We start from the raw sequence: 22408 nt of genomic DNA on the forward strand, positions 1-22408 counted from the left end.
GGCGCCGATCCCGGGCGCGGCGATGCCGCTGCCACCGCCACCGTCGACGCCGATGCCCGCACCACCGCCCCCGGCGGTCCGACCGGATCGCCGGGCAGGCCGGTGTAGGCCGACACCTCGGGCGGGATCTCGGGTGGTCCGGGTTTGGGGCCCTCGCCCCCGGGTGCCAGGCGCTGTTCGCTGTAGAGGATCTTGGATGGGTCTACCGACTTCTGCAGGAAGATGTTGATGGGAATCGGCAGGCTGTTGAAGTTGAGCACCCGCAGCCCGGGCCCGAGGAACAGGGAGCACAGCTTGCCCGATTCAACCGCGGTGACATTCTCGATCGCGCCGACGGCCGTGCAACCGGGCACGGGAATCGGAACCAGCAACCCCGAAAACGTGGCATTCGCGAAGTTCATGATCCCGAACCCGCCCACGATGGTTCCGGTGTCGGCGTTGTAGTCGTTGAAGAAGTTGCCGAGCGCATTCGGCGCGCCGTGCAGGATATTTTCCAGCGCCATGTGCTTATCGACCAGGATCTGCGTGACATCGGCCAATCGGGCGATCTGCTCGCTGGTCTGGTCGCGAGTCTCGGCGATGAAGCGCTGCACCTCGCCGACCGCCGTCGACAAGTCGGTCAGTGCCGCGTCCAGGTCGGATTTGCTGTCGTCGACCACGCTGGTGAGCGTGGCCAAGCGGTCGTTGAACTGCACGATCTGGACGTTGCTGTCCCGCAGCGCACCGACGAAGGTCTGCAGGTTCTTGATGATGTCGACGATGTTGCCGCTACCGTTGGCGAGGATCCGTCCCACCCCTGACAACTGACCGAGTGTCTGACGGAGCTTGTCACCATTGCCCTCGAGAGCGTTGGCGGCGCTGTCGATGAACCGGCCCACCGACGTGCCCGAGACACCGCTCTTGGGTCCCAAATCCGTTGCCAGCCGCATCAACTGGGTTTTGACCTCGTCCCACTCGACCGGCACCGCGGTCCGTTCGACCGGTATGACTGCCCCGTCGCGCATGACCGGCCCGCTGTCTCGGTAAGCCGGCGAGAGTTGGACGTAGCGGGCGGACACCAGATTCTGGGCGACGATAATCGCCTTCGCGTCCGCCGGAATCGGGACGCCGTGGTCGACCTTGAGGACCATCTTGGCCTGTGTGCCTTGCGGCTGAATGGATTTGATCCGGCCGACTTTCACACCCGAGACCCGCACCTCGTCATTGGGATAGATCGCGGTGGCGGTGGTGAAATATGCGGTAATCGTCTGTTGGGCGAAGACGGTATTGCGGACGAGCACGGCGGCGCCGGCAATGACGAGTGCGACCAGAGCAACGGCCGCCACGGCCATCAGCCTGGTGCGGGGAATCCGGAAGGTCATTGCGATCCCCCGATCCTGCCGCCCAACGTGCAGTTCGGGCATACCGGAATACCGTTGTACGGCCAGGGAATCAGCGACCGAGGTACCGGCGATGGGTAGCCCGGACCCTTGGTCGTGTCGAAGGTGCGGAATCCCCAAAGGTAGTCGAGGAACGGTTGGAAGAGTTGCGGGGCAAGGAAGTTCGGGACGAACGCCGAATAGGCGTACATACTGGAGATCGCCTCACCGACCGTAATTTCGAATTTCGCGAGACCCGGCAGCGCCTTGCTGATATTGTCGCGGTTCTTTTCCAGCATCGCCAGCACCGAATTCAGCCGCTGCAGCGTCGGCGCCAGTTTGCTTTCGTTGTCGTGCACCAAACCCGTCAGCTGCTTGGCCACCACCGACGTGTTGGCCAACAGGTCCACGATCTCCTGTCGGCGCGCCACCAGGACTTGGAGCAGATCGTCGGAGTTGAGGATGAGCTTGTTGACCTGCTGGCTGCGTTCGGAAAGAATCCCGGTGACGTCACCGGCACTCTTGAATAGCTCGCCGAGGCTCTTATTGCGACTGTTGAGAGTTCGCGACAGCCGGGTGATTGCGTCAAAGGCCGGCCCCATTTGGGGTGCGATCTGATCAAGCGTCGCCGACAGCGTGTCCAACGACTGGTTCAACGCGGTGGTGTTGGTTCCGGCAGTGTCGGTTGTCAAGTCGCTGACCGCTTCCGTCAGCGAGTAAGGCGAAGACGTGCGTGAGACGGGAATCAGCGCCATCGGACGCATGGTGCCGGTGCCGGCGGACTCCAACGTCACCATTCGCTCGCCAAGGAGCGTGCCGGTGCGGATGTGCGCGGAGGTCTCCGAGCCAAGCAGGACGTTGCCCTTCACCGCGAACGTGACCAGAGCCTCGCCGTGGCGCAGCTTCACATCCGACACCGAGCCGACCTTCATCCCCGACACCGTCACGGGGTTGCCCGTCGCGAGGCCTCCGGCCTCCGAGAACAGCGCCTGGTACCTGACCATCGTCGCCCAGGTAATAAACCGGTCGGGCGACAAACCCACCAGGATGACCAGTGCGATCAGGGCCGCGCCGATCAGTCCGGCCTTGACGAGCCCAGTTCCGCGATACCTAAGCATTAGGGTTCCGTGCACCTTCCCGCTTCTGACCTGAATATGGGGGCCTTCACCGTCCTGCCCTGAAGATCCGTACCGCGCAGTTCCAACATGCACAGGTAGTACGGGATGGTGGCGCCGTTCACGCCGAGTCGGACCAGCTTGCGGTAGTTCCTTGGCGCTTTGCCGATCGCGGCGTCGAGGCGGTCCTTGTCGTTATCGAGAATCGGCGCAAGGCGATTCAGCTGATCTATGGTGCCGGACAGCGGCGGCCGCGCGTTGCTCAGCAGATCCGCCAGCGAAGCGGTCCCGTTGTCCAGGGCGTCGATGGCGGACCCGATAGTGGTGCGGTCGTCGGACAGCCCGCTGACGAGCCGCTGGAGTCGATCGATTGCGGCCGAAAAGTTGCCGCCTTCCTTATCCACGTACGCCACCGTGGTGTTCAGGTTGTCGATCAGTTGCTGCACGGTTTGATCGTTGTCGGCCAGGGCGTTCGAAAACGACGTCGTCTTGGCGAACAGCGACTCGAGAGTGCCGCCTTGACCCTGGAAGACCTGCAGCAGTCCTGAGGTCAGCGCGTTGACATCGCGCGCATTCAGGCCCTGGGTAACGGGTTTCAGTCCGCCGAGCAGCAGATCGAGGTCGAGCGCCGGCGCGGTGCGGCTGACGGGAATCTGACCGCCGGCCGGTAGCCGCTTGGTTGGGCCCGGACCGTCGAGGAGCTCGAGGTAGCGATCGCCCACCAGGTTCAGGTAGCGGACCGCCGCCCTGGAGCCCTCGGTGAGCACGACGTTGCGGTCGGCGTCGAACTTCACCACAACTTTTTTGTCCGGCTGCAGCGAAACGCTGTTGACGGTGCCCACCCGGATCCCGGCGACCCGCACCGACTGCCCCGGCTTGAGACGCGACACGTCGGTGAACACCGCCGAATACCCGGTCGTCGAACCCGTCCGGTACTGGCCGAAGATGAAGAACAGGAAGCCGGTCAGCATGGCCATCACGACCGTGAAGATCGCGAACTTGATCAGCGTGGCGCGCGTTCTCATCCGGGTTGTCCGATCCCAATGGAGTTGCGTGGCGGGCCGGCGATCGGCCCGTACAAGAGCTGTTTGAGGAGATCGGAGTTGATCAGCACCTGCGGGTTTCCGTACCCCACCGGGTCGGCGCCGATATCGGTGATCAGTTGCTGCGGAGCCGTGTTGAACGGCAGGGTCGGCAGACCCATGCACTTCGGGCCGCCGGTCGCCGCGACCTTGGGCAGGTTGGTCGGATACCGATAACGTTCGCCGCCCCACGTGAGGCTCGCCGAGATGTTGATGCTCGGTTCCGACAACGGCGCACCGTGCGAAAGGGTTATCAGCCCGCCGAAACCACAGGTGAACACCTCGTGGTACTCGCTGGTCAGATCGGTGGTCGGCACCAGCAGATGCAGCACGTTCGTCAGCGGCTCGCGGTTCGTCGACAAGACATCGTTGCCGATGTCGGCCAAGCCGATCGCGCTGATCAGCAACGCATCCAGGTTGTGCTGCTCATCGACGATCGTCTTGCTGATCTTCGTGGCGTTAGCCGCTGCGCTCACCAGGTTCGGCGCCGCGTCGGCATATGCGTTGGACACCGCCGGCAACACCGAAAGGTCATGCCGCAACGCGGGAAGGCTCGGCTCCAGTCTGGCCAGAAACGAGTCCAAGTCGCTGAGCGACTGGCCCAGTTGTGGGCCCCGGCCACTGAACGCCTTCGCTAGCGCCCCGAGTGCCTCGTTGAGCTTCGCAGGGTCGATCTGGTCCAGCACCGACACCAGTTGCTGGAATACCGTGTTGATTTCGACCATGACGTGTTGGCCCTCGAGCGTCTGGCCGGCGTGCAGCCGCTGGGCCGAGGGCTCGGCGGGCGCTACCAGCTCGACGAACTTGGCACCGAACACCGTTGACGAGGTGATGTTGACGAGCACGTTGGCCGGAATGAAACGCAACTCCGACGGGTACATCGCCAGGTGAAGGGCCGCTTGCCCATTCGGCAAGGTTTCGATCGAGGCGACCTTGCCCACCTGCACCCCGCGCAACTTCACCTTGGCGTCCGTGTTCATGACCAGGCCGGCGCGCGGCGACAAGACCGTCACCGGCACGCTGGAGGTGAAGCTGCCTTGGAACAGGCCGATCGCGAGCACGAAGATGCCCGCGATCACGCCGATGGTGGCCAGGCCGGCCAACGGGCGTGCGTACGATCGGGCACCGAAGTGCTGGCCCGGCCTGGCGCGGACCGGCGATGCCGCACTGGTGGTTTCGGACCGGTGGATGGGTCCCGGCCCGAGATTTCGCGTCACGTTGCTGTTCCCATCGTCGCCTATCCCGACAGGTTGAAGTTGCCGTTGCTACCGTAAATGGACAGCGAGACCAGTAGCGTTACCGAAACCACGACGATGAGCGAGGTGCGCACCGCGTTTCCGGTCGCTACGCCCACCCCCGATGGCCCACCGGACGCGAAGTAGCCGTAATAGGTGTGGATCAGCAAGACGGTGAGCGCCATGAGGATTGCTTGCAGGAAAGACCACAACAAGTCGATCGGGTTCAGGAACGTGTCGAAGTAGTGCTCGTACAGGCCGGAAGACTGCCCGAGCAAGAACGTTGTGGTGAACTGGCTCGCGACGAACGACAGGATGACGGCGATGCTGTACAGCGGCGTGATCGCGAGCATTCCGGCCAGGATCCGGGTGCTGACCAGGTACGAAATCGGGCGAATAGCCATGCTTTCCAGCGCGTCGATCTCTTCGTTGATCCGCATCGCGCCCAGCTGGGCGGTCACCCCGGCCCCGAACGTCGCCGCCAGGCCGATACCGACGACGACCGGCGCCGAGATCCGCACATTGATGAACGCGGCCAAAAAGCCGGTCAATGCCTCGATGCCGATATTGCCCAGTGACGAATACCCTTGCACCGCAAGGACGCCGCCGGTGGCAAGCGTCAAGAACCCGACGATCACCACGGTGCCGCCGATCATCGCCAAAGTGCCCGCGCCCATGCTGATCTCGGCGATCAGCCGAATCACTTCGCGCCGGTAGTGCACGGCGGCGAACGGTGCCGCGGCAAGCGCCTTCCCGTAGAAAAGTGTGTGATCGCCGATTCGACCCAACGTTCCGACCGGCCGGTCGAGTTGGTTGAAGAGCCTGGGATAGGCGGCCCGCAGCGTCATCATCCGCGCCTGCCCGCCGTCACTTCGCCGTCATCTTGATGCCGATCGCGGTGACCAGAACGTTGACCACGAACAGGGACATAAAGGCATAGACCACCGTTTCGTTCACCGCGTTGCCGACGGCCTTGGCGCCCCCGCCGCTGATGATCAGGCCGCGATAGCAGGCGACCAGCCCCGCGATGAGGCCGAAAAGCGCTGCCTTGGTACAAGAAATGATCACTTCGGGCACGCCGGTCAACAAAGTGATCCCCGCGGCGAACGCACCCGGGTTGACGTCCTGGACGAACACCGAGAAGACGTAGCCGCCGACGATGCCGATGATGCACACCAAGCTGTTCAGCAGCAACGCCACCAGCCCGGAGGCCAGCATGCGTGGCGTGACCAAGCGTTGGACCGGGTTGATGCCTAGCACCTCCATGGCGTCGATTTCTTCGCGGATGGTGCGCGAGCCGAGATCCGCGCAAATGGCCGTCGCACCCGCCCCGGCGACAATCAACACCGTCACGACCGGGCCGACCTGCGTGACCGCACCAAACGCCGCCCCGGCACCCGAGAGGTCGGCAGCACCGAGTTCACGCAACAGGATGTTGAGCGTGAAACTGATCAGGGTGGTAAACGGGATGGCCACCAACAAAGTCGGACCCAACGCAACGCGGGCGATGAACCAAGACTGTTCCAGGAATTCACGCCCTTGGAAGGGCCGGCGGAACGCGAACTTGATCGCGTCGGCCGACATCGCAAATAGGCCCCCGATCGCCTGCAGGGGCCCAGAAAGGTCCCATTTCAGTTTCAGCGGGGGCAATCCCGGTGACCATCGGTCGGCGCTCTTATCTGCCATGTACGTCAATTCCTTCGAACGCCACAAGACCGACAGTCTGAAAAATCGGCCGAGCCGGCCACGAACTCGACGAAGCGACGGCGAAATGCCTAGCGGGCAGCCACATTCCGGCGTCTGACTCCGGAGCAACAACCGCCACCATCCTCACGCCAGGCCTCCATTCTCTTGCGTGAGTTGGCGCTCCAGGACGTGGGCCTCCGCGTCTTGAAGCGTCCGGCGATTATGACTCATGCCTCGTCCCGAGGGAACGGAAAATCTAAAACCGTTATCGGACAGTCCATGTTCGGCACGGAGAATTCGGGCATGGCTCGCGTCCCGGTGGCCCTCACGTGACCGCGCCGGCCGTCTTGAGTTCGATGATGCGGTCCCAATCGAGTCCGATTTCCAGCAGGATTTCTTCGGTCTGTTCGGCGAACCCGGGCGCCGGGCCGGTGCGCGGGGCCGCGACATCGAACTGGACCGGGTTGGCGACGAGATCGAGTTCGCCTGCGCGAACCAGGTACTCGTTGGCACGGATCTGGGCGTCGTCGACCGCCTGCAATGTGTCCTGCACGGGCGCCCACGGGCCGGCAAGCGTGGCAAAGCGTTCGCTCCACTCGGCAAGCGTGCGGGTTGCGATCACCTTGGTCAAGATCTCGACCGCGTCCGCGGTATTGGCGGCGATCTTCTCGACGGTGGTGAAGCGGGGATCGTCGGCCAGCTCCGGCAGCTCGACGTGCCGGCAGACGTCGGCCCAGAACTTGGTGGGCTGCATCATCACGAAGGAGATGTAGCGTCCGTCGGACGTGGTGTACAGCCCCACCAACGGGTTGTTGGGCGCACCATGCACCCCGGGCGGCGGCGCTTCCAGCCGCTGACCCAGATGCTTGGTCAACGCGACCGTGTGTCCCATTGCCCAGAAACCACTGCCCAACAACGACACGTCGACGACCGACGGTTCGCCGGTGCGTTCCCGTTTGAGCAACGCCGCCGCGATGCCGCCGGCGAGGTTGGTGCCGGAGATGGTGTCGCCATAGGCCGGTCCCGGCGGCGCGATCATGCCGGGCATCCCCGTGGGCGTGATGGTCGCGGCGGTTCCCGCCCGGCACCAGAATGCGGTCATGTCGTAGCCGCCCTTTTCCGATTCGGTTCCCCGGGGACCGAGCGCGCTCCCGCGGGCGTAGACGATGTTCGGATTGACCGTACGAATGTCGTCGACGTCGATCCCGAACTTCTTCCGGTGAGCGGGAAGGAAGCTCGTGAGGAACACGTCGGACCGGCGGGCCAGCTCGTAGAGCACCTCCTTGCCCTCGGGCACCGACATGTCCAGTCCGATGCTGCGCTTGCCGCGGTTGGCGTGTTCGATGTTGGGGTTCGGGTCACCCTCGACACGCAACATGCCGGTCTGCCGCAGCCCGCGTTGCGGGTCACCCGTCACCGCGTGCTCGACCTTGACCACGTCGGCGCCCCACTCGGCGAGCACCGCGCCCGCCGACGGGACGAACCCGTACATGGCGACCTCCAGGACGCGGATGCCCTCCAGCGGCCTCATGCGGGCGCCCCCACAACGGGAACCGCAAAAGTCTTGCCTTCCAAGAACTCCTCCAGCCCGGCGACGCCCATCTCCCGGCCGACACCGGACTGCTTGAAGCCGCCGAACGGGCTGTCGGCGGCGAAGTAGTTGCCGCCGTTGATGGAGAACGATCCGGTCCGGATCCGCCGCGCCACTGCCAACGCGCGGTCGTGGTCGCGGCTGAAGACCGCGCCGGCCAGCCCATAGATCGAGTTGTTGGCGATGCGCACCGCGTCGTCGTCGTCCTCGAATCCGATGACCACCAGCACCGGCCCGAAGACCTCGTCCTGGGCGATCTCGCTGTCGGGGTCGACGTTGGTGAGCAACGTGGGCGCATAGAAGTAGCCGGGATCCAACAGCTTGCCACCGGTGACCAGGGTCGCCCCCGCGGCGACGGCCCGCTGCACCATGCCGTCGACCTTGTCGCGTTGGCGCTCGTTGATGAGCGGTCCCATGAGCGTCCTCGGATCGGCGGGGTCGCCGTGGCGCACCTTGGCGAAGTTCTGCGCGATCAGCTCGACGATCTCGTCGTGGTGCGACTTGGGCACCAACAGCCGGGAGGTGAGCGCGCAGCCCTGCCCGGCGTGCGTGACCATACTGAACGCTGCAAACAGGCTCGCGTTGGCGAAATCCGCGTCGTCGAGCATGATCACGGCCGACTTGCCACCCAGCTCCAGGAAGACGCGTTTGACGGTCTCGCTCGCGGCGGCCATGATCTTGCGCCCGACCGCGGTCGATCCGGTGAAGGTGACGACGTCGACGTCGGGGCTGGTGGTCAGCGCGACCCCGGTGGCCGCGTCCGAGGAAGTCAGCACGTTCACCACGCCGGCCGGGATGTCGGTGTGGTTGGCGATCAGCTCGCCGAGCGCCAGGGTGACCAGCGGGGTGTCCGGCGCGCCCTTGAGCACCACGGTGCACCCGGCGGCCAGCGCGGGGGCCAGCTTGGCGAGGGCGAGCTGGTTCGGATAGTTGTAGGCGATGATGGCGGCCACCACCCCCGCGGCTTCCTTCTCGACCCAGCGGTGATGCCGCATGCCCCGCGATTCGATCTCGCCGAGATCTTCGGAGAACTGATAGGTGCGCAGCAGATCGGCGTAGAAGCGCACGATCTTGATCGGGTCGTCGAGCTGAGCGCCCTGGGTGAGCGCCCGGGTCGCGCCGACCTCGGCGATGGTCAGCTCGCGGAGCTCCTCGGCGTGCTCGACCAGCGCCGCGTGCAACTGGTCGAGGCAGCGGATCCGCAACTCCACGTTGGTCGGCCAGTCGGTCGTGTCGAAGGCGTGCCGGGCCGCCGCGATCGCGGCCTGGGCCTGCTCGACGCCGGCATCCGGGGCATGCCCGATGACCGCACCCGTGGCGGGGTTGATCGAGGGGAACGTCGCCTCGGCGGTGACGAGCCGGCCGTCAATCAGCAGTCGGCGATCGACCTGTGACTCGGGCGCGGCATCCGCGATCGTCTTCGCGGTGGTCTCTGCCGTGTCCTGCACTGGCATCCCCTGGCTCCCTCATGTGGTGACGGTCACGAAAATTTCATTCTCTTCCCCGGCGAATCTTACATTCGGGTCTCGATAATTCAAGAAAGTCTCAGGAATGGGACGGACCCGCCGACCAGCGGCGTTGTTGCGCATGTGTAGGGGTAGCGGACGTCTCGGCGCAGGCCGTGCGCGGTTTTGTCGCTATGTTGCATGCCGCTTCGCGGCGAGAGTAAGGTTCTCATAATTGTAAGGGAGATTCTTTGTGGCTGAGACGGGCCCGTTTGGAGATGAGGTCTCGACGTGAAGACCGCGGTGGTCACCGGTGGCGGATCCGGCATCGGTCAAGCCGTCGCGCAGCGCCTGCGCGCGGACGGTCTTGATGTCGCCACGATCGACCTCAGACCGTCGGAAGCCGATTTCGCTTTCACCGCCGACGTCACCGACCGGCCGCAGGTGGATGCCGCGCTCGCGGCGATCCGCGCGCAGCTGGGACCCGTGACGATCCTGGTCAACGCCGCGGGCCTGGACGGGTTCAAGCGCTTCACCAACATCACCTTCGACGAGTGGCAACGGGTGGTCGACGTCAACCTCAACGGCGTCTTCCACGTGACCCAGGCGGTGCTGCCCGACATGGTCGAGGCCGGGTGGGGGCGGATCGTCAACATCTCGTCGTCGAGCACTCATTCCGGTGCGCCCTACATGAGCCACTACGTGGCCGCCAAGTCCGCGGTCAACGGCCTCACCAAGTCGCTGGCACTCGAGTACGGCCCCAACGGCATCACCGTGAACGCCGTGCCGCCGGGGTTTATCGACACCCCGATGCTGCGCGCCGCGGAACAACACGGACATCTCGGCGACATCGAGGCGACCATCGCCCGGACCCCGGTGCGCCGGATGGGCAGGCCGGAGGACATCGCGGCCGCGTGCGCTTTTCTGATCTCCGAAGAGGCGGGCTACATCACCGGCCAAATACTGGGCGTCAACGGCGGCCGAAACACCTGAGCATCGACACAAAAGGAGAGAGTGTGGCAGACGGCGCACCAGGGCGCGTCAAGGGAAAGGTCGCCTTCGTCACCGGCGCGGCTCGCGGGCAGGGCCGCAGCCACGCGGTGCGGCTGGCCGAGGAGGGCGCCGACATCATCGCCGTCGACCTGTGCCGTGACCTCGACACCATCGGTTACCCGATGGCGGCACCCGAGGACCTCGAGGAGACCGCCCGGCTCATCGAGAAGACCGGCCAGGGCGCAATCGTCGCCCAGGCCGACGTGCGCGACGCCGGCCAACTGAGCGCGGCCCTGGAGCACGGCGTCGCGGAGTTCGGCGGGCTGGACATCGTGGTGGCGCAGGCCGGCGTCGCCGGCATGAAGGGCCGGCCGCCCCTGCAGGCGTGGTGCGACGTCATCAACACCAACCTGATCGGCACCATCAACGCCATCCAGGTCGCGCTGCCGCACCTCCGCGAGGGCGGCTCGATCGTCGCCACCGGATCCACCGCCGCGCTGATGGACACCGCCAAGAAGGACAACCCCGGCAACGACCCTGGAGGCATGGCCTACATCCACTCCAAGCGGGCGCTGTCGCATTATGTCCACGACCTGGCGACGGAGCTGGCGCCGTTGGGCATTCGCGCCAACGTCATCCACCCGACCAACACGAACACCCCGATGCTGCAGAGCGAGCCGATGTACCGCTCGTTCCGGCCGGACCTCGAGCGCCCCACGCGGGCCGACGCCGAGCCGGTTTTCGGCGTGCAGCAGGCGATGAAAATCCCCTACGTCGAACCCGAGGACATCAGCAATGCCGTGCTGTGGCTGGCCTCCGACGAGGCCCGGTACGTCACCGGCGTGCAATTGCGCGTCGATGCCGGCGGCTACCTCAAGTGGTACGACTACGAGAATTAAGACAACTCGCAAGGAGACACCGTGAAGGTCTGGGTTGATTCGGAACGCTGCCAGGGCCACACCCTTTGCGCGATGATCGCGCCGGATTCGTTCCAGCTCAGCGACATCGACGGCAGTTCGTCGGCGATCGACGAGGTGGTGCCGGCCGACAAGGAGGATCAGGTCCGCGAGGCCGCTCACTCCTGCCCGGAGCAGGCCATCATCATCACGGATGAAACGTAAAGGGAGACAGTGCCTTGAGTGTCGACGACAGCGTTGATGACCAAGTCAGCGACAGCGACCGTAAGCGGAACCGGTATCACTTCGATCGGCACTCCCCGGAGTACCGGTCGCGGTTCAAAGACATCACCGAGGAGATGCACGCCCGGTGCCCGATGGCCTGGAGCGACACCTACGGCGGACATTGGGTGGCGGCCGGCAGCCACGAGGTCTTCGAGCTCGCCCGCTGCGCGGCGGTGTCCAACGACCACGATGTGAACAACGAACGCCGCGGCTACAAAGGCATTTCGATCCCGACGGCCAGCCGCATCAACGGCATTCGGGGCGGCATCCTGGAGATGGACAACCCCGAGCACAAAACCTACCGCGCGGTGCTCAACCCCTACCTGTCGCCGGCCGCGGTCAAGCGCTGGGAGCCGTTCATCGACGACGTGACGCGCGCCTGCCTCGACGAGAAGATCGAGGAGGGCCGCATCGACTTCGTCGACGACCTGGCCAACATCGTGCCTGCCGTACTGACGCTGGCGATGATGGGCATCCCGCTGAAGAACTGGCAGATGTACAGCGAGCCGACGCACGCCGCGGTGTACACCCCGGAGCATTCCCCGGACATCCAGCGGGTCACCGAGATGCACCGGCAGATGGGGATCGACCTGATCAACAACATGATCGAGATCCGCCAGAATCCGCGGCCCGGCCTGGTCAATGCCCTGCTCGAAATGCGCATCGACGGCGAGCCCGCGCCCGATCTGGAAATCATCGGAAATCTCGGATTGATCATCGGCGGCGGCTTCGACACCACCACGGCGCTGACCGCCCATTCCCTGGAATGGCTTTCGCAGCACCCCGATCAGCGGGAGCTGCTCAGCAAGCAACGCGACACGCTGCTCGATCCCGCGACCGAAGAGTTCCTGCGCTACTTCACCCCGGCCCCCGGCGACGGCAGGACCTTCTCCGACGACGTCGAGCTCGACGGTGTCACGTTCAAAGAGGGTGAGCGGCTGTGGATTTCGTGGGCCATGGCCAACCGCGACCCCGCGGTATTCCATGACCCCGACGAGATCATCCTCGACCGCAAAGGCAACCGGCACTTCAGCTTTGGGCTCGGGGTTCACCGCTGCGCCGGATCGAACGTGGCCCGCACGGTGTTCAAGTCCATGCTGACCGCGGTCCTCGACCGGATGCCGGACTACACGTGCGACCCCGAGGGCACCGTCCACTACGAGACCATCGGCGTCATCCAGGGCATGCGCAAGCTGCCGGCCACCTTCACGCCCGGCCGCCGGATCGGCGCCGGCCTGGACGAGACGCTGGACAAACTGCAGCGCATCTGCGACGAGCAGGAGCTGGCCAGGCCGATCACCGAGCGCAAGGAAGCCGCGGTAATCGACTGAGCCGGCGTTGACCCCCGCAATTTTTGCGAGTAGGCATGTTCAGCGTGACCGCGCCCTTATATTTGGCCAAGGGCGTTTGCACAGATGGGAGACGCGCCGGTGAAGACTTTCGCAGTGAGCCTTGCGCTTGCCACGGCCGCGTTGACTCTCATGCCGACAGCGCGCGCGGACATGCAGATCGGCAATTACAGGCTGCTTACCGACCGGGATCCCGGCCACGTTTGGATTTTTGAGATCCGGCCGTGCCGATACGACCAAGGACCGGAATGCCTGACCGTCCAAGCAATTCCGCAGCCCAACGGGCAAGCGGCGTTCTGGAAGGAAAATGCTCACCTGTCCAACGGCCGCTACACCCTGGCTGTCGACGTTCCCGACGGTGTGCGCTGCGTGGTCCAGTTCTTTCCCTCGCATGACGTCTACACGTGGGACGCCGCGACGCAGGCGGGCGAGGTCGTCTCGACGTTCGACACGGGCTGCGGAGGCGGACCGGGGGGCACCAACCGCTGGCCGTTCTCGCTCGTGCGATGGTAGCCGCGACCACCCTTGCCCTCGGAAGCCCATCGATTTCGCCGGCCAGCTGGCCATTAAGAATGGTCAGTACAGTACGAGATACCGGAGTTCGGTCGATGAGGATTGTGACGGGCGGTAGGCGCGATGGCTGAGACGAAAGGGCCGCCGGAAGACGCGGCCACCTCGAAAGCCGACGCGAAGGCGTTGCTCGAAGAAGCCGAGGCAGAGGCAGCAGAAGCCGAGGCGTTGGCCGCCGCCGCGCGCGCCCGAGCCCGCGCAGCCCGGCTCCGGCGTGAAGCATTGGCCGAGGCCACCGAGACAACCGAGGCCGCCGAGACAACCGAGGCCGCCGAGACCGAAGAACCGGACTCCGACGCGCACGGCGCCGACGACGCCGTCGAAGCTTCCGGCGCGAAGACCGATGAGGACGCGCCCGACGAAACCGTCGCACCCAAAGAACCGGAATCCAAGCCGCCCCGAAGGCGGCTCAGGTTGCCGTCGCTGTCGGCCACTCTCAAGGTGGCGGCCATCGTCCTCATCGTCGGCTTTGTCGGCATCACCGGATACATGGCGTGGCAAGACCACGAGGCCACCGACCGAACACGGCGCGCCGCCAACTTCGTGGCCGGGGCCAGGCAGGGGATCATCAACATGACCTCCCTCGACTTCAACCACGCCAAGGAAGACGTCCAGCGAGTGATCGACAGCTCCACCGGCCAGTTCAGGGACGACTTTCAACAGCGGGCAAAGGATTTCACGTCGGTGGTCGAGCAGTCCAAAGTGACGACGCAGGGAACGGTCAACGCAGCGGCGCTCGAGTCCATGGACGGGAAAACCGCCTCGGTTCTGGTCTCGGCGACGTCCAAGATCACCAATGCCGCGGGCGCCAAGGACGAACCGCGCGTGTTTCGGCTCCGGGTAACCGTGACCGAAGACGGCGGACAGTACAAGATGTCGAAAGTGGACTTCGTAGCGTGACAGATCGCGACATTGAACCCGACGAGACTACCGAAGAAGCGAAGGAAGCGGACTCGCCTGACGCCTCGGTAGAGGAGTCACCCGAGCGGGAGACGCGCCCGCGACGGGCCCGGCCCCGGATGCTTCGCAACATCCCTCTCGTTCCCGTGATCCTGGTTCTGCTGGTGCTGATGTCCGCCGGTGCGGCGGCGTGGATGTACTTCGCGCGGTACCAGCCAAACCAGCGCACCGACCCCAGGGTCGCCACCGCCGTGGTCAAAGCGGCGTCCGAGGGAACGGTTGCGTTGCTGTCTTATTCGCCCGAGTCGCTCGATAAGGACTTCGCGGCCGCCAAGTCGCACCTTTCCGGGGATTTCCTGTCGTACTACACCCAGTTCACTGATCAGATCGTGGCTCCGGCGGCCAAGCAGAAGTCGCTCAAGACCACCGCGCACATCATGGGCGCGGGGGTGCAGGAATTGCATCCGGATTCGGCCGTGGTTCTGGTGTACGTCGACCAGAGCACAACAAGCAAGGACCGGCCAGATCCCACGCTGGCGGCCAGCACCGTGCTGGTGAGCATGGCCCGCGTCAACGGCAGCTGGCTGATCACCAAATTCGACCCCGTTTAAAGCGAGGCGCCTTCCAGGCGCGGGGCTCCAAGAATCTGTAGAGGCTTCGTAGAGGCCGACATCTAATCCTTCTCTTACACGCGCGGATCGCTGGCCGCCGGGAGGAGGAATCACGATGCAGCTTCTGAGTAACCACATCTCGTTGATGCACGGCTGGGTGCCGATGACGATTAACGCGGCCACCGCGATCGCGCTGGGCCTGGCCGTCGGCCGGCGATCGCGCCGTTGGCTCCTGTGGTGGCTGCCCGTGGCTGTCGTCGTGGGCGGCGTGGCGGCCGCCGGGGCGCACTGGTACCTCGTCCGTGTGGCGACCGAACCGGCGCCGCCCGCGCTGTATGTGTGGATCGCGTTGGCCGGAATGGCCGGCGCCGCCCTGATCGTGGGCTGGCGCGGTGCCCGCTGGTGGCGGCATGTCGTATCGATCCTGTGTCTGCCGCTGTGTGTGCTCTGCTCGCTGCTGGTGCTGAACCAGTGGTTCGGGTACGTGCAGACGGTGCAAAGCGCGTGGGACCAGCTCACCTCCGCCCCGCTACCCGGCCAGACCGACAAGGCCACCGTTACCGCGATGGCCGCGAGCGGCACCAAGCCCTCCCGCGGCCGCCTGGTGCCGGTGCAGATCCCTTCCGACGCATCGCATTTCAAGCACCGCGAGGAACTGGTGTACCTGCCGCCGGCCTGGTTCGCGACCTCTCCGCCGCCGCAGCTGCCGACGGTGATGATGATCGGCGGCATGATCAACACGCCCGCCGACTGGGTGCGCGCCGGCAACGCGGTGGACACCATCGACGCCTTCGCGGCCGCGCATGGCGGCAACGCACCGGTGCTCGTGTTCGTCGATCCGGGCGGGGCGTTCGACAACGACACCGAATGCGTGAACGGGAGCCGCGGCAACGCGGCCGACCACCTCACCAAAGACGTGGTGCCCTATATGGTCTCGAATTTCGGGGTCAGCCCCGACCCGGCGCGCTGGGGCATCGTGGGCTTCTCGATGGGCGGAACCTGCGCGGTGGACCTGACCGTCATGCACCCCACGCTGTTCAGCACGTTCGTCGACATCGAGGGCGACCTGACCCCCAACACGGGAAGCAAGGCGCAAACCATCGCCGGCCTGTTCGGCGGAAATGCCGAGGCGTGGGCGGCGTTCGACCCCGCCACGGTGATCGGCCGGCACGGCCGCTACACCGGGGTGTCCGGTTGGTTCGCGATCACGTCGGGCGGTGCTCCGGCGCCGCATCGCGACCTCACCGTCGTCGACAGCACCGCGATGGCCGTCGCCGGCCGCGGCGCCGCCACCGACCCGGGTAACCAGGCCGCGGCCGCGGCAGCTCTGTGCGGCCTCGGCCGGTCGAACGGCATCGACTGCGCGGTGGTCGCCCAGCCGGGCAGGCACGACTGGCCCACCGCCAGCGCAGCTTTCGCGACCGCGTTGCCCTGGCTGGCCGGCCAACTGGGCACCCCGGACGTGGCCCGGATCCCGTTGCCCGGCATAGCATCTGCGGCCTACGGCCGAGCGTGAAGCTGGCCGCACGCTCGGCGTCGAGTGTGCGGCTGGCCGCACATTCGGCGCAAAGCCTAGCCGCGGGGCAGGCCGAGCACTCGCTGCGCGATGATGTTGCGCTGGATCTCCGAGGTGCCACCGGCGATGGTGCCGGAAAAGCTTCGGGCATAACGCTCGAACCAGCTGGCGAAGTAGTGGTCCAGGTTCATGTGCGCGTACGGGCCGGTCTGCCCGGGGTGGATCAGCCCGTCGGATCCCGCCGACGTAAACGCCAGATCCATGCCCCGCAGCTCCGCCTCGGAGCCGAGCAGCTTGAGCACCGAGATCGCGGCCACGTCGTCTTCGCCGCGCGAGGCACGCGCCAGCGCAACCGAACCCAGCAGGCGCAGCGCCTGCTTGTCCATTATCGTGCTGGCGTACTGGTCGCGCTCGACTTCGGTAATGGGACGGAAGTCGGCGATCATGTTGTCGAGTCGGTCGGCGAAACCCAGCCACATCATCGTGCGTTCGTGGCCCAGCGACCCGTTGGCCACCCGCCAGCCCTGGTCGAGCTCGCCGACCAGGTTCTCGGCCGGCACCCGCACGTCGGTGAAGAACACCTCGTTGAAATCCAGATCGTCGGCGCCGCAGATCGACGGGAACGGGCGGCGCACCAGACCCGGGCTGTCGGTGGGGATGATCAGCGCGCTGATTCCCTTGTGCTTCGGCGCATCCGGATTGGTGCGCACGAACGTCAGCAAGACGTCGGCATCGTGGGCGCCCGAAGTCCACACCTTCTGCCCGTTGACCACGAAGTGATCGCCGTCCAGCACGGCGCGGGTGCGCAACGACGCCAGGTCGGAGCCGGCGCTGGGTTCGCTCATCCCAAGTGAAGCGGTGATCTCCGCCCGCAGGATCGGCACCGCCCAGCGCCGCTTCTGTTCGTCGCTGCCGAACGAAAGCAGCGAAGCGCCAACGATATTCACGCCCTGCGGGTTGAAGCTGTGATACATCCGGCGGCGGCTGAGTTCCTCGAGGTAGACGAACTGCTGAATGACCGTCGCGTTGCGACCACCGAATTCCGGTGGCTGACTCGGCAGCAACCAGCCGTTGTCGAACAGCAGCCGTTGCCAGTCGCGCGCCCATTGCGGCATGTGCGACACCGAGCGCGGGCGCTCCAGCGTTTCGCTTGCGTCGGGAAGGTTTTCGTCGAGGAACGCCGCGAACTCGGCCCGGAACGCCTCGACGTCGGGATCAAAAGTCAGCTGCACGGTATTCCTCTGCGATGCGCGCCCGGTGTTGCGCGGCGCCGCCGAGCATCAGCTCACCGGCCTTGGCCCGCTTCAGCGCGAACTGCAGGTCGTTCTCCCAGGTGAAGCCCATCGCGCCGAAAAGCTGTAAGCCGTGCCGGAATACGAGCGACTGGCACTCCCCCGCCGATGCCTTGGCCATCGCGGCCGCCAGCCGGCGCCGCGGATCGTCGGCCGCGATCGTCAACGCGGCGAAGTAGGCCAGCGCCCGGGCGCGCTCCACCGCTATGTGCATGTCGGCGGCCTTGTGCTGAACGGCCTGGAACGAGCCGATCGGCACGCCGAATTGCTGCCGGCTGCGCACGTGCTCGAGGACCAGGTCGAGGATGCGTTGGCAGGCGCCGACCATGGTGATCGCCATGCCCGTCAGCGCGACGTGCTCGGCGCGTTCCGCGTCGACGGGGAGCCGGGCGCTGTCGGGCACCCGGACCTCGCCGAACGACAGGTCGGCGACATGTAGGACGGGGTCGAACACCGCCGAGCGGCGTGCCGACACCTGGTTGGCCGCGACGACGAACACCCCGGCGTCGGTCACCACCGCCAACCGGTCGACGCGATCGCCGTCGAGGACGTGGCGCGCCGTGCCGTCCAGCACCCAGCCGTCGGCGTCCCGGTGCGCCCAGACCCCGCCGTACACCGCGGTTCCGGCCTCGTGCGGGTCGAACCGAGCCGCGGCGAGCGGCGCGAACTGGCTCATCGTCGCCAGGAACGGGGTGGGATCGGTCGCGCGCCCCAGCTCCTCGAGCACGATGGCCAGCTCCACGGCGCTGGCCGCGTCGTTCAGCTCGGTCCAGCCCTGGTCGACGTAGGACTTCCACAATCCTTCCCAGAGGGGCGTTGGGTCGCCATTGTCCTCGGCCACGCTGCGCACCAGCGATGGCGGGCACTGCTTGGCGACGACGTCGCGCACGGTCTGCTGCCATAGCCGCTGATCAGCATCGAACTCCAACAGCATCCGGGCCGCCTCCTGTCGTCACCGCCAATCGCGAGAATAGCATTCTCCCTGTCGGAAGTAATAATCTCGAAAAGCGGTTACGAGGTGTCCGAAAGCCCTACCTGGCACCCAGCATCTGGTCGGCCGGCTCGTCCCACCGATCGAGGTTGACGAACTCGGAAAGGGGGCGCCGGCGCAGCGGCCCATGCTTGCCCTTGGGCCACCCGACCACGACGTGCCCGGCGACCAACCAGTCCTCGGGTATGCCGACGGCCTCCCGCAACAACTGCTCGCCGCCGTACGAAGCCCAGCTGGTGAGGCATGCGCCGAGGCCCTGGGCGCGCGCGGCCAGCAGGAAGTTCTGCATGGCGGGGAAAATCGACCCGCCCAGCAGCAGCTCGGACGCGGCCGGGAAGTGCTGCTGCGCGAACAAGACCGAGGTGAACTCGCCGGCACGATCGTGCAATTCGTAGGTCGCGCGGTAGGTGCGGGCGCGTCGGCTGCTGTCGTCGGCGGCGGCCCGGCTCATCCCGTAGACCGGCTCGATCACTTCCAGGGCGTGGGCGGCCGCCTTGGCCACGACGGCGCGCTGCTCGGGCGAGCGCAGCACGACGAACCGCCAGCCCTGCGCGTTGGCGCCCGACGGAGCCCACCTCGCCGCCTCGAGGCAGCGCGCCAGCGTCGCGTCGTCGACCGGCTCGTCGGTGAACCGACGGATCGTTCGGGCGGTGGCCATGACCTCCCAGACGTCACTGGTTGCTCCCGTCACGACCGCTCCCTTCCAGCGTCGACTCCCCGATGCAACCTATGCGATGTCGTCGTCGCCCATCCAATGAACGAACCGCTGCAGCGGGTACATGGCGTCGTGCGGACTGCCGAGGACGTGCGCGTTGGCCGTTCCCAGGCGACACAGGCGTTGCGCACCGGCGCTGGCCAATCGATCGCGCAGCCGCGCCTTGCGTTCGTACGGGTACACGCCGATGGTCTGGGTGGCGACGTTGACGTAGCGGACGGCGTCGTCGAGCGAATCGACCGACACGACGTTCGATGTCTTGTTGGTGGGCTGAAACTCGACGGGCCGATCCGAGAGGATCACCAGGCCGCGGCCGTCGAAACCACCCCAGGTCTCGAGGTCACCCATCGCCTCCATGACTTCGATCTCTTCCCGCGATTCCGTCGGCAATGGCGGACCCTGCGCCGAGGCGAAGTCCCGGTCCACATTGAGCCGCTCGGCCAGCTTGGCGCAGAGCGATTCAGCTTGGGTCCCTTGGGCTTCCACGAAGGCATAGCGGCTGGCGAGGCAGGCTTCCTGGTTGAACACCGTGGTGTCCGCGGCCAGTAGCTCGGCAACCTCGGCGATGCGGTCCTCGGATTCAAACGCCTCGCGCCCGATCATCGAGATCGACGACTTCGGGTCGAAGGAGATCAATTGGATTCCGGGGCCCAGGTATTGGATCACGTTGGCGATGGCATCGCCACCACCCCAGGCGACGATCCTGTCGAAGTACTGCGGCCGGTAGAGCGTGCGCTCGATCGAGGTGTCTCCACCGGGCCAGTACACCGCCGACATCGACCGCACCACGGGGTGTTTGGGATCGATCTCCGCCATGGTGCGCAGCACGGCCACGGTCGTGAACGGGTCGCTCGACGGCATTTTGAACAGGTTGACGGCCTTGACCAGCGCGCCCTGGGCGATCGAGGAGACACAGCCCGACGGGGCGTTGCCCGCCAGCATGTGGACGACGCGCGGCGGGAAGGCCCGGACCGCACCCTTGTTGCCGTACGCGTCGATCCGCTCGACCCACCCATCGAGGGCCTCGCGGTTGGTGAAGTTCGAATCGACGATGCTCTCGAGCAGCTGCCTGTTGAGATAGAACGGCGCCTGACGGTAGAGGTTCTCCACCACGCGCCGCGGCAACGGGTTGGTCGCCGCGATCAGTTCGAGGCATTCCTGCAAGTGGGGGTTGCGATCCAGCCGCAGTCGTTCGCCCGTTTCGACCAGGAAGTCGATGATCTCGGCGAGCTTGACGTCCAGCAGCGGGGGCAGCTCCGAGCGCGGCAGTACCAGAGCGTCGAGATCGATTGCCGGGGTGACGAAATCGGCGCCGAGATCGCGGGAGCGGTGACGAACGGCCTCGCCTTCGACAAGAGCGCCCCGGACGAAATGCGGCGCCGATAACGTGGTCATGCGACACCGCGCACGTAGGCGTCGATGCTGCCCGCGCAGCTGATCTTGTCACCGCCCGGCAGATCGGCGTAGCGCGTGATGTCGCGCCCGACGGTCGGACCCTGGTGGCCACATTGGCATTTCGCAAAGCTGACGCTTACCTTGTCCCCGCTGATTACCCCGCCCCAGCGGCCCTCGATGGAGGCGTCGAAAAACGCTGCCCGAGCTTCGATCTCAGCTGTGTCGGCGGCAAGGATCTGCTCACCGGCGGTGTCCAGCGGCAACATGATCACCCACGGGGAAATGTGATAACGCTCCGCATGGCACAGCGGGAAGGTCGCGTTGATCTCCCGCATGCTGTACGCGTGGTACAGCCGCTCCTCGGCGACGTTGAACGTCTCGAGGATGTATTCGCGGTAATTGTCCGGCAGCGCAGCGCCTTTGAGGCCGCCGGCAACCATCATCGCGTTGGTCGGGTCGAAGTCCGCCCCGCCATGGCCCTTGGCGCGGATGCCGTCGGCGATCTGATAGAGGGTGGCGAACATGCCGGTGGCCAGAAGCGGTACCTCGCGGGCCTCGATCACCGCGTCGATCGCCTTTTTGGCCGACGTCTCCATGTCGCTCGCTCGCTGCGCGGCGATGCGTTCGAACTCCGCGACTTCATTCGGTCGTGCCGTGCCGTCGGTCAGCTTGCGCCGCAACGTGATCATGTCCACCATCGACCCGACGGTGATCGGCTCGCCGTCGCCGAACTGATAGGGCACATATCGCCCGGAAAAGCAGTCGACCATGGCCTGCCGGATCGCATCCTCGCGCGGTGCGGCGAATTGTGGCCCCAGGCCCAGGAACTTGCGGTCCTCGCCGCGGGCGAGGCCCGTTGCCCACAACAGCGCCTCGATGTTGATCTTCGCCGACAGTTCGATGTCGCCCTCGGTGCACGACAGCATGGCCGGTTTTCCCGTGGTCCCGCTCGAGCAGGAGAGGTAGTGGCCGACGGTTTCCAGTCGCTTGATCCAGTCGTCGAGTGTGTCAACGCCTGCGATGTCGAGACCCTCCACCGCACGGGTGGACACCGTGGCCAGCCACTTGCCCATGCGCTCCCAGCGCCCCTCGTTGAGCCAACCTTCCGCGTAGGTCTTGTACGTGGTGTGGGCGAACAGCAGCGGCACCAGGTCATCGACGCGCTTGATCTCTTTCACCCCAGCCGATTCGGCCCGGTTCGCCAAGAGCGGGATGGCGTCGGCCTGGCCTTGCAGGCGCTCGTTCGCCGCCTCCAGCTGGACCGGCAGCAGATCCTCGGGGGTGATGTCGAAACAATCCTGGGCCCCGACCAACTGCACGAGGCGCTCAGTTGCTGACGTCATCGGTGACTCCTCTTCACCCGGGCATTAAGTAAACATGACT

At 65.8% G+C, this 22408-nt stretch carries 21 protein-coding genes; 8 read left to right on the plus strand and 13 right to left on the minus strand.

Features of this window, described 5'->3' with window-relative positions; genetic code table 11:
- The 8 genes from A9X00_RS11465 to A9X00_RS11500 form a co-directional block, all read right to left on the minus strand.
- On the minus strand, nucleotides 1-1361 hold a 1361-nt coding region (locus A9X00_RS11465; protein ID WP_232006764.1), incomplete at its 3' end, for an MCE family protein.
- Nucleotides 1358-2476, minus strand: coding sequence for an MCE family protein (locus A9X00_RS11470; RefSeq protein WP_067152978.1), 1119 nt, complete (start codon nucleotides 2474-2476; stop codon nucleotides 1358-1360). The genes A9X00_RS11470 and A9X00_RS11465, both read right to left, overlap by 4 nt.
- The gene (locus A9X00_RS11475) at nucleotides 2476-3498 is read right to left on the minus strand and encodes an MCE family protein (RefSeq protein ID WP_067152980.1); all 1023 of its coding nucleotides are present in this window, start codon (nucleotides 3496-3498) and stop codon (nucleotides 2476-2478) included. The genes A9X00_RS11470 and A9X00_RS11475 overlap by 1 nt, the downstream gene beginning before the upstream one ends.
- Entirely contained in the window at nucleotides 3495-4649 is a 1155-nt protein-coding gene (locus tag A9X00_RS11480) for an MCE family protein (protein WP_067153117.1), read from the minus strand. The genes A9X00_RS11475 and A9X00_RS11480 overlap by 4 nt, the downstream gene beginning before the upstream one ends.
- 143 nt (nucleotides 4650-4792) lie before the next feature.
- Nucleotides 4793-5638: an ABC transporter permease gene (locus A9X00_RS11485; protein WP_067153119.1), complete on the minus strand. Its 846-nt coding sequence runs from the start codon at nucleotides 5636-5638 to the stop codon at nucleotides 4793-4795.
- A 19-nt stretch (nucleotides 5639-5657) separates the two neighbouring features.
- Nucleotides 5658-6476 carry an ABC transporter permease gene (locus tag A9X00_RS11490; RefSeq protein WP_067152982.1) on the minus strand — a complete coding sequence of 273 codons (819 nt, stop codon included), beginning with the start codon at nucleotides 6474-6476 and terminating at the stop codon, nucleotides 5658-5660.
- 325 nt (nucleotides 6477-6801) lie between these two features.
- The gene (locus tag A9X00_RS11495) at nucleotides 6802-8007 is read right to left on the minus strand and encodes a CaiB/BaiF CoA-transferase family protein (protein ID WP_067152984.1); all 1206 of its coding nucleotides are present in this window, start codon (nucleotides 8005-8007) and stop codon (nucleotides 6802-6804) included.
- Nucleotides 8004-9521, minus strand: a complete 1518-nt coding sequence (locus A9X00_RS11500) for an aldehyde dehydrogenase family protein (protein WP_067152986.1) — start codon at nucleotides 9519-9521, stop codon at nucleotides 8004-8006. Before A9X00_RS11500 ends, A9X00_RS11495 begins: the two co-directional genes overlap by 4 nt.
- A gap of 282 nt (nucleotides 9522-9803) precedes the next feature.
- On the opposite strand from A9X00_RS11500, the gene A9X00_RS11505 reads away from it, so the two are divergent.
- From A9X00_RS11505 to A9X00_RS11540, 8 genes are all read left to right on the plus strand, one after another.
- Entirely contained in the window at nucleotides 9804-10505 is a 702-nt protein-coding gene (locus A9X00_RS11505; protein WP_067152988.1) for an SDR family NAD(P)-dependent oxidoreductase, read from the plus strand.
- 23 nt (nucleotides 10506-10528) lie between these two features.
- A complete protein-coding gene (locus A9X00_RS11510) occupies nucleotides 10529-11404 on the plus strand; it encodes a mycofactocin-coupled SDR family oxidoreductase (protein ID WP_067152990.1) in 876 nt (291 codons plus the stop codon).
- 21 nt (nucleotides 11405-11425) lie between these two features.
- Nucleotides 11426-11626: a ferredoxin gene (locus tag A9X00_RS11515; RefSeq protein WP_067152992.1), complete on the plus strand. Its 201-nt coding sequence runs from the start codon at nucleotides 11426-11428 to the stop codon at nucleotides 11624-11626.
- Nucleotides 11627-11760: 134 nt separating this feature from the next.
- Entirely contained in the window at nucleotides 11761-13017 is a 1257-nt protein-coding gene (locus tag A9X00_RS11520; protein ID WP_369830742.1) for a cytochrome P450, read from the plus strand.
- A gap of 84 nt (nucleotides 13018-13101) precedes the next feature.
- On the plus strand, nucleotides 13102-13548 hold the full coding sequence (locus tag A9X00_RS11525) for a hypothetical protein (protein WP_067152996.1): 447 nt from the start codon (nucleotides 13102-13104) through the stop codon (nucleotides 13546-13548).
- 123 nt (nucleotides 13549-13671) lie between these two features.
- Nucleotides 13672-14505: a hypothetical protein gene (locus A9X00_RS11530; RefSeq protein WP_067152998.1), complete on the plus strand. Its 834-nt coding sequence runs from the start codon at nucleotides 13672-13674 to the stop codon at nucleotides 14503-14505.
- Nucleotides 14502-15116, plus strand: a complete 615-nt coding sequence (locus tag A9X00_RS11535) for a hypothetical protein (RefSeq protein WP_197515138.1) — start codon at nucleotides 14502-14504, stop codon at nucleotides 15114-15116. Before A9X00_RS11530 ends, A9X00_RS11535 begins: the two co-directional genes overlap by 4 nt.
- A 115-nt stretch (nucleotides 15117-15231) precedes the next feature.
- Nucleotides 15232-16632: an alpha/beta hydrolase family protein gene (locus A9X00_RS11540; protein ID WP_067153000.1), complete on the plus strand. Its 1401-nt coding sequence runs from the start codon at nucleotides 15232-15234 to the stop codon at nucleotides 16630-16632.
- Nucleotides 16633-16688: 56 nt separating this feature from the next.
- Here the strand turns inward: A9X00_RS11540 and A9X00_RS11545 are convergent, their stop codons facing one another.
- The 5 genes from A9X00_RS11545 to A9X00_RS11565 form a co-directional block, all read right to left on the minus strand.
- Entirely contained in the window at nucleotides 16689-17864 is a 1176-nt protein-coding gene (locus tag A9X00_RS11545; protein WP_067153002.1) for an acyl-CoA dehydrogenase family protein, read from the minus strand.
- A complete protein-coding gene (locus A9X00_RS11550; protein WP_067153003.1) occupies nucleotides 17848-18858 on the minus strand; it encodes an acyl-CoA dehydrogenase family protein in 1011 nt (336 codons plus the stop codon). Before A9X00_RS11550 ends, A9X00_RS11545 begins: the two co-directional genes overlap by 17 nt.
- 97 nt (nucleotides 18859-18955) lie before the next feature.
- Complete coding sequence (locus A9X00_RS11555; RefSeq protein ID WP_067153123.1) at nucleotides 18956-19573, minus strand: nitroreductase family protein; 618 nt, start codon at nucleotides 19571-19573, stop codon at nucleotides 18956-18958.
- Between the two features lie 69 nt (nucleotides 19574-19642).
- Nucleotides 19643-21025 (minus strand): acyl-CoA reductase, encoded by a 1383-nt coding sequence (locus A9X00_RS11560; RefSeq protein WP_067153005.1) that lies wholly within the window; start codon nucleotides 21023-21025, stop codon nucleotides 19643-19645.
- Nucleotides 21022-22368, minus strand: coding sequence for a hypothetical protein (locus A9X00_RS11565; protein WP_067153007.1), 1347 nt, complete (start codon nucleotides 22366-22368; stop codon nucleotides 21022-21024). The genes A9X00_RS11560 and A9X00_RS11565 overlap by 4 nt, the downstream gene beginning before the upstream one ends.
- Nucleotides 22369-22408 lie beyond the last annotated feature (40 nt).

The sequence above is a fragment of the Mycobacterium sp. 1245805.9 genome (assembly GCF_001672915.1).
Classification (GTDB): domain Bacteria; phylum Actinomycetota; class Actinomycetes; order Mycobacteriales; family Mycobacteriaceae; genus Mycobacterium.

Coding starts and splice junctions, on each gene's coding strand:
- A9X00_RS11470 (WP_067152978.1), bottom strand. CDS start 2,476: ATGCTTAGGTATCGCGGAACTGGGCTCGTCAAGGCCGGACTGATCGGC.
- A9X00_RS11475 (WP_067152980.1), bottom strand. CDS start 3,498: ATGAGAACGCGCGCCACGCTGATCAAGTTCGCGATCTTCACGGTCGTG.
- A9X00_RS11485 (WP_067153119.1), bottom strand. CDS start 5,638: ATGACGCTGCGGGCCGCCTATCCCAGGCTCTTCAACCAACTCGACCGG.
- A9X00_RS11490 (WP_067152982.1), bottom strand. CDS start 6,476: ATGGCAGATAAGAGCGCCGACCGATGGTCACCGGGATTGCCCCCGCTG.
- A9X00_RS11495 (WP_067152984.1), bottom strand. CDS start 8,007: ATGAGGCCGCTGGAGGGCATCCGCGTCCTGGAGGTCGCCATGTACGGG.
- A9X00_RS11500 (WP_067152986.1), bottom strand. CDS start 9,521: ATGCCAGTGCAGGACACGGCAGAGACCACCGCGAAGACGATCGCGGAT.
- A9X00_RS11520 (WP_369830742.1), top strand. CDS start 11,761: ATGCACGCCCGGTGCCCGATGGCCTGGAGCGACACCTACGGCGGACAT.
- A9X00_RS11525 (WP_067152996.1), top strand. CDS start 13,102: ATGGGAGACGCGCCGGTGAAGACTTTCGCAGTGAGCCTTGCGCTTGCC.
- A9X00_RS11530 (WP_067152998.1), top strand. CDS start 13,672: ATGGCTGAGACGAAAGGGCCGCCGGAAGACGCGGCCACCTCGAAAGCC.
- A9X00_RS11540 (WP_067153000.1), top strand. CDS start 15,232: ATGCAGCTTCTGAGTAACCACATCTCGTTGATGCACGGCTGGGTGCCG.
- A9X00_RS11550 (WP_067153003.1), bottom strand. CDS start 18,858: ATGCTGTTGGAGTTCGATGCTGATCAGCGGCTATGGCAGCAGACCGTG.
- A9X00_RS11555 (WP_067153123.1), bottom strand. CDS start 19,573: ATGGCCACCGCCCGAACGATCCGTCGGTTCACCGACGAGCCGGTCGAC.
- A9X00_RS11560 (WP_067153005.1), bottom strand. CDS start 21,025: ATGACCACGTTATCGGCGCCGCATTTCGTCCGGGGCGCTCTTGTCGAA.
- A9X00_RS11565 (WP_067153007.1), bottom strand. CDS start 22,368: ATGACGTCAGCAACTGAGCGCCTCGTGCAGTTGGTCGGGGCCCAGGAT.